This window comes from Pseudonocardia charpentierae (assembly GCF_031845345.1).
Lineage (GTDB): Bacteria > Actinomycetota > Actinomycetes > Mycobacteriales > Pseudonocardiaceae > Pseudonocardia > Pseudonocardia charpentierae.
The window spans coordinates 85,665-98,404 of the sequence record NZ_JAVREJ010000013.1; the positions used below are offsets into that span (position 1 = coordinate 85,665).

The window sequence follows — 12,740 nt, forward strand, 5'->3', positions numbered from 1 at the left end:
TCACCCCGCCGCGAGACGGACCGCCAGCGTCACGACCAGTACCGCCACCACCACGAGGAACACCCGCCGGACGAAGGCCGACCCGCGCTCGACGGCCAGCCGGGCGCCGACCACCGCCCCGGCCAGGTTCGCGACGGCCAGCACGGCGCCGAGCCCGAGCAGCACGACGCCGGCGGGCAGGAAGAAGACCAGGGCGCCGAGGTTCGTGGCGGTGTTGACCACCTTCGCCGTCGCCGAAGCCTGCAGGAAGGCGAACCCGACCAGCCCCACCAGCAGGAACACGAGGAACGAGCCCGTGCCCGGGCCCGCCAGGCCGTCGTAGAACCCGATCGCCGCTCCCCCGATGCCCATGACCACGCCCTGCGTGCGGCGCGGGAAGCGCGGGGCGTGCACGGCACCGAGCTCCGGGCGCCGCCACGTGTAGAGCCCGACGCCGACCAACGCGACCAGCACGACGACGGTCAGCACCCGTGACGGCAGTGCCGCGGCGAGCAGCGCCCCACCGATCGCGCCGACGAACGCCGCGACGGCCATGGGCGCGACGTGGCGGCGGTCGATCGGCACCCGGCGGGCGAACGTCACCGCTGCCGACGCCGTGCCGACGACGCTCGCCAGCTTGTTCGTCGCGACGGAGAAGATCGCCTCACCCCCGGGCAGCACGATCAGCAGCGCCGAGAGCTGCACCAACCCGCCCCCGCCGACGATCGCGTCGACCGCGCCCGCGAGCAGCGACGCGACGCAGAGCGCCAGCAGCGCGAGCACGGTGACCCCGCCGAAGCCGGGCCACGTCAGCGGGGTGGTCAAGGTGTCGATCACGTGGGAGCACCCTACGGGCCCTGGTGGTCGAGGAAGACGAGCGCGCGACTCAGGCCAGCCGGGTCATGTCCACCGAGACGTCGAGGGCCGAGGCGGTGCCGCCAGAGTAGACGCCCTTGATCGGCGGGACGTCCGCGTAGTCACGCCCGCTGGCCACCCACACGTGCCGCTGGCCGATCTCGATGAGGTTCGTGGGGTCGTAGCCCCACCAGCCCCCGGTCCAGGCCTCGACCCAGGCGTGGCTCTCCCCCGTCACCGTCTGCCGGACCTCGACATCCTTCCTCGGCAGGAGGTAGCCCGAGACGTACCGCGCCGGAATGCCCGCCTCGCGCAGCAGGAGCAGGGTCAGGTGCACGTAGTCCTGGCACACCCCCTTGCCCGCCTCCCACGCCTCCAGGGCCGAGGTGTGCACGCCGGTGGAGCCGGGCTGGTAGGTGAGGTGGTCGTGCACCCAGCGGCAGGCGGAGTGCACCGCGCTGACGGGCGTCGGTTCCTTGCGGAGCACCCGCGCGACCTTCGTCAGCTCCTTGTCCCGGCGACGTAGCCGGTGAACTCCAGCATCTCGGTGTGCCGGTCGCGCACGTCGTCGCCGCGCAGGTCGTCCCACGTCGCACTCTCCACCGGCGGCTGCGGGTCGCCCGTCTCGATCACCGAGGTCGCGATGACGGCCAGCTCCTTGTGCGGGGCGTGCAGGTCGAACGCGGTGACCGCGGTGCCCCAGTAGTCGGAGTACCGGTAGAGCCGCGTGGCCGGAGTGGTCTCCACGCGGCTGACGATGACGTTCTGCCGGGCGTCGGTGCGGGGGGTCAGCCGGACCTCGTTGTAGGACTGGTGCACCGGGGCGTCGTAGCGGTAGCCCGTCGAGTGCACGACTCGGATGCGCCAGCCCATGTCAGCTCACCTCCGGAGCGGTCCACGCGACCCACGGGGCGGCGTGGAAGTACTGCAGCGACACGGCCTCGCCGACGTCGCGGATGGTCTCCTGCAGGCCCTTGAGCTGGGCAGGCAGGTCGTCGAGCAGCTCGTCGGGGCGCAGGAACTCCAGCTCGCTGCGGGCGCGCCCGAGCAGGCGCAGCGCCTCGGCCTTCGCCCCGATCCGCACCGTCGGCCGGTTGTCCAGCTCGATCAGGCACGTCTCGGCCTGCCGCAGCGCGTGGAACACCGAGCGCGGGAACAGCCGATCCATCAGCAGGAACTGGACGACCCGCGCCGCGTCGAGCGCGCCGCGGTAGGTGCGCAGGTAGGTGTCCTGGGCGCCGGCGGAGCGGAGCACGGTCAGCCAGCCCGGCGACGACATCCGGTCCGACACCCGCGACATGAGCAGCCGCACGATCATGTCGACCCGCTCGACGGAGCGTCCGAGCAGGTAGAACCGCCAGGTGTCGTCGCGGCTCATTGTCGAGGCTGCCATGCCCGAGAACATCGCCGCGCGGTCCTCCACGTAGGAGAAGAACGCGTGCGGGCCCACCCAGCGGGCGTACTGCTGGCGCTCGGGCAGGGCGTTCCACGTGGCGTTGAGGCACTCCCACATCTCGGCGGACACCACCTCGCGGGCGCCGCGGGCGTTCTCCCGCGCTCGCGAGACCGACGACACGATGGAACCCGGCTCGGTCTCGGAGTAACCGACGAGCTCGGTGACCGACCAGGCGTCGAGCGGGCTGTCGGGCACCGCGTCGCAGCCGAGCACGCCGAGCAGCGTGCGGGCCGCGCGGTCCGTGTCAACGGTCGCGTCCTCGAGCAGCTGGTGCACCGAGACGTCGAGGATGCGGGCCGTGTCGTCGGCGCGCTCGACGTAGCGCCCGATCCAGTACAGCGACTCGGCGTTGCGGGCGAGCATCAGATCATCCCTCTCGCAGGTGTGGTCACTGCTGCTGCTGTTGCTGCTGGCTGGTGGTCAGCTCAGGACCCATCTCGGCGGCGGGCGAGTTGGCGGGCGCGACCGCGGCCAGCCCTTTCTCCCCCAGCTCGCGGTCGGCCTCGGGCGCCCGGCCCGCGGCGAGCACCCACGTGTCCTTGCTGCCGCCGCCCTGGCTGGAGTTGACGACCAGGCTCCCCTCGGGCAGCGCGACGCGGGTCAGGCCGCCCGGCAGCACGAAGACGTTGTCGCCGTCGTTGACCGCGAACGGGCGCAGGTCGACGTGCCGCGGCACGAGCCTGTCGTCGACCTTCGTCGGCACCGTCGACAGCTGCACCACCGGCTGGGCGATCCAGCCGCGCGGATCGTCCCTGATCGCCTTGCGCGCCTTCTGCAGCTGGCGCGCGCTGGAGTTCGGCCCGAAGAGGATGCCGTAGCCGCCCGAGCCCTCCACGGGCTTGAGCACCAGCTCCTCGAGCTGGTCCAGCACGTACGTGCGCTCGTCGTCGAGCCAGCACCGGAACGTGTCGACGTTCGGCAGGCTCGGCTTCTCCCCGAGGTAGTAGGCGATCATGTCGGGCACGTAGGTGTAGACGAGCTTGTCGTCGCCGACGCCGTTGCCCACGGCGTTCGCGATCACCACGTTGCCCGCGCGGGCCGCGTTGATCATGCCGGCGACGCCGAGGACCGAGTCGGGGTTGAACTGCAGCGGATCGAGGAACTCGTCGTCGATCCGCCGGTAGATCACGTCCACCCGCTGGTCGCCCTGGGTGGTGCGCATGTAGACGAGGTTGTCGCGGCAGAACAGGTCGCGGCCCTCGACCAGCTCGACGCCCATCTGCCGGGCGAGCAGCGAGTGCTCGAAGTAGGCCGAGTTGAAGACGCCGGGGGTGAGCACGACGACGGTGGGGTCGGCCTCGTTCGGCGCCGCCGCGGCGCGCAGGGCCCGCAGCAGGTGCGTGCCGTAGTCGCCGACCGTCCGCACCCGCTGGCGGGTGAACAGGTCGGGGAAGACGCGCGCCATCGTGCGACGGTTCTCCATCACGTACGACACGCCCGACGGGTTGCGGAGGTTGTCCTCCAGGACCCGGAAGACCCCCTGCTCGTCCCGGACGAGGTCGATCCCCGCGACGTGGATGCGCACGCCGTTGGGCGGGACGAGCCCGGCCGCGGCCCGGTGGAAGTGCTCGCAGCTGGTGATCAGGCGGCGGGGCAGCACGCCGTCGCGGACGATCTCGGCGTCGCCGTAGATGTCGGAGAGAAACATCTCCAGCGCCTGGACGCGCTGCACGATGCCCCGCTGCAGCTTCGACCACTCCGCAGCGCTGATCACCCTGGGCACGATGTCGAGCGGGATCGGCCGTTCCTGGCCCGAGAGCGAGAACGTGATGCCCTGGTCGACGTAGGCGCGGTCCAACGCCTCGGAGCGCACCTTGAGGTCGGCCACCGCCGTGGGCGCGATCGCCTCGTGGAGGGCCCGGTACGGCGCGCGGACGCTGCCGTCGGGGGAGAACATCTCGTCCCAGGCGCCGGCGTGGGGCCGGTCCGGGGCGAGATAGTTGTCGAACAACGGCGGCGTGGCCGCGCCAATCTCCTCCGGCCCGTTCTCCTCCGACTCGGCTGCTCCGGGATCGTCGGCTCGGACGGGGTCCTGCGCGGCGCGGCTCACGGCGGTCATCTTCCCCAGCCGAGCTGAAGGTGACCAGCACTGGAGGCTACATGCGGGTTACACACTCGCCCGGTGCGAGCGCCGCGGCCGCCGCTGATAGCATTGATGGCCGAGAGCCCGGCCGGTCAGCACATCCTGCCGCCGGTGCCTACAGAGACAGATCATCGAGCAGTTCAGCGGCAGGAAGAACTCGAGGCATTCGCGTGGCCAACATCAAGTCCCAGATCAAGCGGGTCAAGACGAACGAGAAGCGCCGGCAGCGCAACAAGTCGGTCCGCTCGTCCGTCCGCACCGCCGTCCGTCGATTCCGCGAGGCCGTCGAGGCCGGCGACACCGAGAAGGCCACCGAGCTGCAGCGCGCCGCCGCCAAGGCCCTCGACAAGGCGGCCGGCAAGGGCGTGATCCACAAGAACCAGGCCGCGAACCGCAAGTCGGCGATGGCCAAGCGGGTCACCACCGCCGCCTGACGCACCGCTCTTCCGACGGCGTCGCTCGCTGCGAGCGGCGCCGTTTCGGCGTGTCCGCCGCGGCCTTCAGCGACGGTCCTCCCGCGCCGCGCACATGCGCAGCACCGCCCGCTCGAGCGCGTAGCCGACGTCCGGCGCCGCGCCCTTGACGTCGGCGTTGACCTGCGAGGCCACCGCGGTCGCCACCGCGATCGCGTCCGGGTGCCAGCCACGGACCTGCGACTGGGCCTTGCGGATCTTCCACGGCGGCATCCCGAGCACGCCGGCGAGCCGGTTCGGGTCGCCGCGTCCGGCGGCCCCGACCTTGGCCAGGGTGCGGACGGCGTCGGCCAGCGCGTCCGCGACCAGCACCGGCGGGACGCCGAGCACGAGTGCCCAACGGAGTGCCTCGAGCGCTCCCAAGCGGTCGCCGGCCACGACCTTGTCCGCCACCGCGAAGCCGGTCGCCTCGGCGCGGCCGCGGTGGTAGCGCCGCACGGCGTCCGCGTCGACACTGCCGCCGGTGTCCGCGACGAGCTGCCCCGCGGCCGCGGCGAGCTCACGCAGGTCGGTCCCCACGGCCTCGATCAGCACGCCGACCGCCTCGGGTGTGATCTTCCCGCGCGCCCGGCGCACCTCGCCACGGACGAAATCGCCCCGCTCGTCCGCCCGGAGCTTCTCGCAGCGCGCGATCTGGGCTCCGGCCTTGCGCAGCGCGTCCGCGAGCGCCTTGTTCCGGGCACCACCGGCGTGCAGGACCACCACGGTGACGCCCTCGCCCGGGGCCGTCGCGTGGTCGAGGATCGCTGTGGAGGCGTCCTTCCCCGCCTCGTGGGCACCCTCCAGCACGATGACGCGTGCCTCGGCGAACAGCGACGGGCTCAGCGCAGCGGCGAGGTCCGCCGGCGTGATCTCGGGGGCCCGGAACCGGCGGAGCTCCACGTCCGGGTCCACCGAGCGTGCGGCGTCGACAACGGCCTTCACCGCGCGCTCGACCAGCAGTTCCTCGTCGCCCAGCACGAGGTGCAGCGACGCGGGAGCTGGTGGAGTGGCCATCCTCGCCATCGTCGCGCACCTCGCTGTCGGGACGTGACCCGCCTCCCAGATCACCGGCGACCGCCGCCCGTGACTGGAAGCGGTGGACCGCGTGCCGTAACGTCGTGGTCATCCAGGCGCCTTCGCGCGCCCGGACCACAACCGAATATGGCTCATCCAGAGGGGCAGAGGGAACGGCCCGTTGAAGCCCCGGCAACCGGCGTCGCGCGACCATCACGCGCAGACGAACACGGTGCCAATTCCGACCCGCGCGCGCGGGGAAGATGAGGAGATCTCTGATGACGTTGACTGCCGCCTCCACGACGGCCACCTCCTTCAACCTGGGCTCGGCTCGTGCTCTGTCCTGTCGCGAGTGCGGGCACGAGATCCCGCTCGCCCCGGAGTTCGCCTGTCCCCAGTGCTTCGGGCCGCTCGAGGTCGCCTACGACTTCCCCGAGATCACCCGCGCCTCGATCGAGGCCGGCCCGAAGTCGATCTGGCGCTACCGGCAGCTGCTGCCCGTGCCCACCGACGTCACCCGCCACCCGAACACCGAGCCGGGACTGACGCGCCTGATCAAGGCGGACCGGCTGGCCGCGGCACTGGGCGTGCGGTCGCTCTGGGTGAAGGACGACACGGGCAACCCGACGCACTCGTTCAAGGACCGGGTCGTCGCCGTCGCCCTGGCCGCCGCCCGTGAGCTGGGCTTCTCCGTGCTCGCCTGCCCGTCGACCGGCAACCTGGCCAACGCGGTTGCCGCGGCCGCGGCCCGCGCGGGCTGGGACTCCGTCGTGCTCATCCCCTCGTCGCTGGAGCAGGCCAAGATCCTCACGACGGCCGTGTACGGCGGCACGCTGCTCGCCGTCGAGGGCAACTACGACGACGTCAACCGGCTGGCCACGGAGCTGGCGGCCGAGCACGAGGACTGGGCGTTCGTCAACGTCAACGTGCGGCCCTACTACGCGGAGGGCTCCAAGACCCTGGGTTACGAGGTCGCGGAGCAGCTCGGCTGGCGGCTGCCCGGCCAGGTCGTGGTCCCGGTCGCGTCGGGCTCGCAGCTGACCAAGGTGGACAAGGGCTTCCAGGAGCTGGGCAAGCTCGGGCTGGTGGAGCCGACGCCGTACCGGGTGTTCGGGGCGCAGGCGACAGGGTGCTCGCCGGTCTCCAAGGCGTTCGCCGACGGCCTCGACGTGGTGCAGCCCGTGCGGCCGGACACGATCGCCCGCTCGCTGGCCATCGGCAACCCGGCCGACGGGCCCTACGTGCTCGACGCCGTGCGCCGCACCGGCGGCGCGGTGGCCGACGTCTCCGACGAGGAGGTCGTCGAGGGCATCCGGCTGCTGGCGCGGACCGAGGGCGTGTTCGCCGAGACGGCGGGCGGCGTGACGGTCGCGACCGCGAAGAAGCTGGTCGAGACCGGGCAGCTCGACCCGGACGCCGAGACCGTGCTGCTGATCACCGGCGACGGGCTGAAGACCCTCGACGCCGTCTCGGGCCGGGTCGGCCCCACGGCGACGGTGCCGGCGAGCAGCAAGGCCGTGCGCGAGGCCCTGGCGGCGCGGCACGGCTGACCGCCCTCGACGCCGGTCGCGGACCACCCGGCGGCGCGGCGCGGGCAGCGGGTCGCCTCTGGCGACAACGCTCGACCCGCGCCCGTCGCCGGTTCCGCCGGTCACCGCCACGTCACCCGACCGGTCCGTGCGGTGCACGGTGGCACCGTCGTGGTGCAGGCGTTCGAGCAGTGCCGCGTCCGGATGGTGGTAGTCGTTGCCCGCCCCGACGCTGACCAGTACGGCGCGCGGTGCGACGGCCGCGAGGAACTCCGGTGAGCTGTAGCGGCTGCCGTGGTGGGGCATCTTCAGGACGTCCGCCTGCAGCGCCACGCCCGCCGCCAGCAGTTGCGCCTGGGCGGCGACCTCGACGTCGCCGGTCAGGAGCACGGTGCCGGCCCGGGTCGTCGCGCGGAGCACCGTCGAGCCGTCGTTGACCTGCGTGCCGTCGTCCGGGTCGACGTGCTCGGCCGGATGCTGCGGGCCCAGCACGTCCAGCGCGAGCGCTGGCCACACGAGCCGGGTGCCCGGCTGCACCTCGACCATCCGGGTGCCCGCCGCGGCCGCCTGCCGCCGCACCCGCTCCAGCGCCCACCGTGGCTCGCGGACGGGACCGACGGCGATCGCGCCGACCGACCGGCCGCGCAGCGCCCCGGCGAGCCCGCCGACATGGTCCGCGTGCAGGTGGCTGACCAGCACCATCGCCAGCGCCGTCACCCCCAGCCGGTCCAGGCAGGCGTCCACCGGCCCGTCGTCGGGCCCGGCGTCGACGAGCACCGCCCGCCCCGGCTCCCCGACCGCCAGGACCAGCGCGTCGCCCTGACCGACATCGCACGCCACCACGGCCCAGTTCGACGGGGGCCAGCCCAGGCGCACCACGCGGGTGGGTACCAGCACCAGCAACAGCCCGACGACCAGGGCGAGAAGCAGCGGACGGATCCGCCGGGAGCGGCAGAGCAGCACGATGGCGAGCACGGACACGGCGAGCAGCACGGCTCCGCCGGCTCCGTCCGGCCACGAGACGACACCTCCGGGCACGGCGGCTGCCCGGTCCGCGACGGCGACGAGCCAGCCCACCGCCGGGCCGGCCAGCCACGCACAGCCCTGTGCCGCAGGCATCGACACCGGTGACAGCACCGCCGCCAGTACGCCCAGCACGGTCGCCGGCGCCACCGCGGGTGCCGCGAGCAGGTTCGCCGCCACGGTCACCAGACCGACACCGCCGCTGAGTCCCGCGATCAGTGGAGCGGTCACGAGGCATGCGGCTGCGGGCACGGCGATCGCCTCCGCGGCGCCGGGTGGCACCCCGCGCCGTCGAAGCCGGACCACCCAGCCCGGCACGATCAGGACGAGCGCCGCGGTGGCCAGCACCGACAGGCCGAACCCGGGGTCGGCGGCCAGTGCGGGATCACCGATCAGCAGGACGAGCACGGCCGCGGCGAGTGCGGGTACGGCCGATCGTCGGCGGCCGAGCGCGAGGGCCAGTAGCACCACGCCGCCCATCGCCGCGGCCCGCAGGACGCTCGGTGACGGGCGGGCGAGCACGACGAAGCCGAGCAACGCCGCCGCGGTGAGGGCCGCCGCAAGCCGTGGGTCGGCGCGGAGCAGCTGCAGCAACGCCAGCACGGCACCGGCGACGATCGCGAGATTGCTGCCCGACACGGCGGTCAGATGGGTCAGACCGGCGGTACGGAAGTCGTCGCGCACCTCCGTCGGCAGGTCGCGGACGTCGCCGACCGCGAGACCCGGCAACAGCCCGGCACCCGCCTCGGGCAGGACCGCCGCGGCGCTGCGCAGCCCGTCGCGCAACGTGCCCGCACCGTTCTGCCACCACGGCGCCTGGCTGACTGCGCGCGGGCCGCCGCGCACCCGGAGGACCGCGACCGTGAGGTCGTCGCGCGTGGCGGGAGCGAGCAGGCCGTCGGCGGTGACCGGCTGCCCGGGCAACAGGGTGGACCACTCCTCGGCAGGAGCGATCAGCAGAACCCGGCCGCCGCCGCTCCACCGCCCGCTTCCGGTCTCCGCGGCTCGCATCGTGGCCGGGACCAGCACCTGTGTCGCGCCGGGCCGGCCGCCGGCGTTCGACGGACGCAGCTCGCGCGGGTCGTCGCGGACGACGACGTCCAGGGTGGCCGCAGCGCCGCGGTCGGCCGCCGCGCGGAGCGGGTGCTCCTGCAGCGCCACCGCATGTGCGGTGACGACCATTCCCGCCGCCAGCGCACAGCCTGCCGCCGCGACGACCACTGCCCGACGGCTGCGGAGCCCGGCCAGCAGGACGCCCGCAGCCACACCGGCTGCGACGACGCCACCCACGGGACCGGTGTGCAGGCCGACCAGCATCACGGCCCAGGCTGCGACGGCACCGGGTGCGAGCCTCAGGTCGGCCGGTCGGGCCTCGTCCGCCGCCGGGTCGCTCCCCGAGGGCGCGGCCGCACTCCTCTGCGAGGGGTTCACACCCGCACCAGCCCGCGGAGCTGTCCGAACCGCCGCTCGCCGATGCCCTCGACCTCGCGGAGCTGGTCGACCGTCGCGAACCGTCCGTTGCGGGTGCGCCATTCGACGATCCGCTGAGCGGTCACGGGGCCGACCCCGGGCAGGCCGTCGAGTTGCTCCACGCCGGCCGAGTTCAGGTCGAGCGGACCCGAGGGGCTTCCGCCCTCCCCGCCAGACACCGGCGCCTGCGCGGCGTCCGGGGCGGGCGGTACCCCGACCGCCACCTGCTCGCCGTCGCTCACCTTCCGCGCGAGGTTCACACCGCTCAGATCGGCCCCGGAAAGCGCTCCGCCTGCGGCATCGAGCACGTCCGCCACCCGCGACCCGGGCGGGACACGCACGAGCCCCGGGCGCCTGACCTTTCCCGCCACCGCGACGACAAGGGTCTCGGCGACCGCTGCGGTGCTCACGGGCGCCGCGGCCGCAGCCGTGGTCGTCACGAGCGTCGGCAGCTCCGGCACCGGTTCCACCCGCGGCGCCTCCCGCCAGACCCCGACCGCCGCCACCACGGCGGCGACCACTCCCACCAGCACCACCGCGAGGGCTCCAGGCCGCCCGGGGTCGATCCGCGCGGTTCTCCAGGAACCCGGCAGCCACCGGTCGGCCACTGCGGCGAGCCGGCCGGCGCTGTGGGACGGAGTTGGAGGCACGGGATCCGGGGGCCGAGAAATCGGGCCGAGGGAGATCGGGCGCAGGGGAATCGGCACTGTCGGTGCGTCGTCACCGGACGGCCGAGGATCCAGCACCGCGGCCAGTCGCCCAGCTCCGGAGGTCGGGGTTCGGCGGGCCATGTCGACAACGCTAGGGCGGCAGTCGGGCTGTCAGGGCAGGCTCGTCGGATCGGTGGACACCCGGAGCCCGGTGGGGACAACGCTGCCCGGAGCCCGCGCGGAGAGGCGAACGTGTCGGCCGCTCCTGTTACCGTCGCGCGCCTTCCCTGCGCGGCACCACCACGATCCCCAGGAGGCCGGTGCCCGCGTGCGCACCGATCACGGCGCCGACCTCGGACACCAGCAGCCGCGCCACCCGCGGCAGCCGCTCCCGCAGTCGTTCGGCAAGCTCCTCGGCCCGCTCCGCCGCCCCGAGGTGGTGCACGGCGATGTCGGCAGGTGTGTCGCCGGCCGCACGCACCGCCAGCTCCACCATCCGCTGGGCCGCCCGCGCCGTGGTCCGCACCTTCTCCAGCGGCACGATCCGCCCCTGTGCCACGTGCAGCAGCGGCTTCACCGCCAGCGCACTGCCGACGAACGCGGCGGCCGCGCCGATCCGCCCGCCCCGGCGCAGCCGGTCGAGGGTGTCGACGCAGAAGAACACGCGGCAGCGGGCGGCGACGTCCGCGGCGGCCGACTCCACGGCCTCCGCGTCGGCTCCCTCCGCGGCGGTGTCGGCGGCCGCGAGCACCGCGTACCCGAGGCCCATCGCGGTCGCCCGGGAGTCGACCACCCGGACCCGGTCCGGTCCGACCTCCTGCGCGGCGAGCCGGGCCGCCTCCCACGTCCCCGACAGCTCCCGCGACAGGTGCACCGAGACCACTCCCGTGGCTCCGCCGGCGAGCGCGGCCCGGTACGTCGTGGCGAAATCGGCGGGCGCCGGGCGGGAGGTCTGCACCACCAGGTGCCGGTCGGCGAGCGCTGCCGAGACGGCCGCGGCGTCGATGTCGACGCCCTCGCGGCCCACCCGCGAGCCGAGCCGCACCTCGAGCGGGACGACCCTGATCCCCCGCCCGTCGGCGAGGCCGAGGGGCAGGTACGCGGTCGAGTCGGTCACGACGGCCACGGGCACGCGCCGACAGTATGCGTATCAGAAGGATGACGTCGGGTGTCAGGCCCCGATGTTGTAGCCCGCCAGCCGCCAGCGGGGATGGTCGTCCCGCCGCGCCAGCACCGCCCACCGGCAGTTGCCCAGCCCCCCGAACGACGGCCAGGCCGACGGCGGCAGGTCCAGCAGACCCGTCACCAGCCCGGCGATGAGGCCTCCGTGCGCGACGAGCAGCACGGTCTCGGACACTCCGTCGGAGTCGGCGAACTCGGCATCCAACTCGTCGACGAGTGGGCGGGACCGCGCCACCACGTCGATGCGCGACTCGCCCTCCGGCGGTGCCCAGGCGGGGTCCGACCGCCACGTCGCGATCGCGCCCGGGTAGTCGCGTTCGATCTCGGCGACCGTGTGCCCCTGCCAGAGTCCGAGATGGGTCTCCCGCAGACGGGGGTCGAACTTCACCGGCAGCCCGCAGGCCGCCCCGACGACCTCGGCGGTGTCGACCGCGCGGCGCAGGTCCGAACTGACCAGACGGTCCGGCGCGAGCGACGCCAGTACCGGCGCCGCTTCGGCGGCCTGCTCGTGACCGGCGTCGGTCAGGTGCGAGTCGATGTGGCCCTGCATGCGGCCGTCGACGTTGAAGTCGGTCTGGCCGTGCCGCAGCAGGATGAGCCGGCGCAACGTCATGCGCCCTCGTCGTCCGCCGCCGAGACCCGGGCCTCGGCGAACTCCACGCGAGGGCAGTCCTTCCACAGGCGCTCCAGGCCGTAGAACCCGCGCTCCTCGGTGTGCTGGACGTGCACGACCACGTCGACGAAGTCGAGCAGCACCCAGCGGCCCTCTCGGGCGCCTTCGCGGCGCACCGGCTTCACGCCGTGCTCGCGCAGCTTCTCCTCGACGGCGTCCACGATCGCGTCGACCTGCCGCTCGTTCGGCGCCGACGCGATCACAAAGCAGTCGGTGATCACCAGCTGCTCCGAGACGTCGAGCACGACGATGTTGTGCGCCTTCTTGTCGGCGGCCGCCGCCACGGCCACTCGGGCCGTCTCCAACGCCTGCTCGGTTGCGGTCACCGATTTCCCTCCACCTGTTGTGAACACCTCCAGTGTCCCAGGCCG

The 12,740-nt window shown here is 73.6% G+C and carries 11 protein-coding genes, 2 pseudogenes and 1 riboswitch; of the genes and pseudogenes, 2 read left to right on the forward strand and 11 right to left on the reverse strand.

Annotated elements, in window-relative coordinates; translation table 11 throughout:
- The 5 genes and pseudogenes from RM445_RS18615 to RM445_RS18635 all read right to left on the reverse strand — a co-directional run bounded on the left by RM445_RS18615 (nucleotide 1) and on the right by RM445_RS18635 (nucleotide 4,303).
- Complete coding sequence (locus RM445_RS18615) at nucleotides 1–816, reverse strand: TSUP family transporter (protein WP_311557900.1); 816 nt, start codon at nucleotides 814–816, stop codon at nucleotides 1–3.
- A 49-nt stretch (nucleotides 817–865) separates the two neighbouring features.
- Nucleotides 866–1,321 carry a transglutaminase-like domain-containing protein gene (locus RM445_RS18620; RefSeq protein ID WP_311557901.1) on the reverse strand — a complete coding sequence of 152 codons (456 nt, stop codon included), beginning with the start codon at nucleotides 1,319–1,321 and terminating at the stop codon, nucleotides 866–868.
- 14 nt (nucleotides 1,322–1,335) lie between these two features.
- Nucleotides 1,336–1,707, reverse strand: coding sequence for a transglutaminase N-terminal domain-containing protein (locus tag RM445_RS18625; protein ID WP_311557903.1), 372 nt, complete (start codon nucleotides 1,705–1,707; stop codon nucleotides 1,336–1,338).
- A gap of 1 nt (nucleotide 1,708) precedes the next feature.
- Entirely contained in the window at nucleotides 1,709–2,653 is a 945-nt protein-coding gene (locus RM445_RS18630) for an alpha-E domain-containing protein (RefSeq protein ID WP_311557904.1), read from the reverse strand.
- 25 nt (nucleotides 2,654–2,678) lie between these two features.
- A pseudogene (locus RM445_RS18635) lies at nucleotides 2,679–4,303 on the reverse strand (circularly permuted type 2 ATP-grasp protein).
- Nucleotides 4,304–4,543: 240 nt separating this feature from the next.
- Between RM445_RS18635 and rpsT the strand changes: the two are divergent.
- Entirely contained in the window at nucleotides 4,544–4,807 is a 264-nt protein-coding gene (gene rpsT / locus RM445_RS18640) for a 30S ribosomal protein S20 (protein WP_311557905.1), read from the forward strand.
- Between the two features lie 66 nt (nucleotides 4,808–4,873).
- On the opposite strand, the gene holA is transcribed toward rpsT, so the two are convergent.
- Entirely contained in the window at nucleotides 4,874–5,851 is a 978-nt protein-coding gene (holA, locus tag RM445_RS18645) for a DNA polymerase III subunit delta (protein ID WP_311557907.1), read from the reverse strand.
- A gap of 140 nt (nucleotides 5,852–5,991) precedes the next feature.
- A riboswitch (SAM riboswitch) is annotated at nucleotides 5,992–6,112 on the forward strand.
- A gap of 8 nt (nucleotides 6,113–6,120) precedes the next feature.
- On the opposite strand from holA, the gene thrC reads away from it, so the two are divergent.
- Complete coding sequence (thrC, locus tag RM445_RS18650) at nucleotides 6,121–7,392, forward strand: threonine synthase (RefSeq protein ID WP_311557909.1); 1,272 nt, start codon at nucleotides 6,121–6,123, stop codon at nucleotides 7,390–7,392.
- 315 nt (nucleotides 7,393–7,707) lie between these two features.
- On the opposite strand, the pseudogene RM445_RS18655 reads toward thrC, so the two are convergent.
- The 5 genes and pseudogenes from RM445_RS18655 to rsfS form a co-directional block, all read right to left on the reverse strand.
- Nucleotides 7,708–9,927: pseudogene (locus RM445_RS18655) on the reverse strand (ComEC/Rec2 family competence protein); the annotation flags it as partial.
- On the reverse strand, nucleotides 9,822–10,655 hold the full coding sequence (locus RM445_RS18660) for a ComEA family DNA-binding protein (RefSeq protein WP_311557911.1): 834 nt from the start codon (nucleotides 10,653–10,655) through the stop codon (nucleotides 9,822–9,824). The gene RM445_RS18660 and the pseudogene RM445_RS18655, both read right to left, overlap by 106 nt.
- A gap of 127 nt (nucleotides 10,656–10,782) precedes the next feature.
- Nucleotides 10,783–11,646 carry a DegV family protein gene (locus RM445_RS18665; protein ID WP_311557913.1) on the reverse strand — a complete coding sequence of 288 codons (864 nt, stop codon included), beginning with the start codon at nucleotides 11,644–11,646 and terminating at the stop codon, nucleotides 10,783–10,785.
- A 39-nt stretch (nucleotides 11,647–11,685) separates the two neighbouring features.
- Nucleotides 11,686–12,309, reverse strand: a complete 624-nt coding sequence (locus tag RM445_RS18670; RefSeq protein WP_311557914.1) for a histidine phosphatase family protein — start codon at nucleotides 12,307–12,309, stop codon at nucleotides 11,686–11,688.
- Nucleotides 12,306–12,695 (reverse strand): ribosome silencing factor, encoded by a 390-nt coding sequence (rsfS, locus tag RM445_RS18675; protein WP_311557915.1) that lies wholly within the window; start codon nucleotides 12,693–12,695, stop codon nucleotides 12,306–12,308. Before rsfS ends, RM445_RS18670 begins: the two co-directional genes overlap by 4 nt.
- Nucleotides 12,696–12,740: the final 45 nt, after the last annotated feature.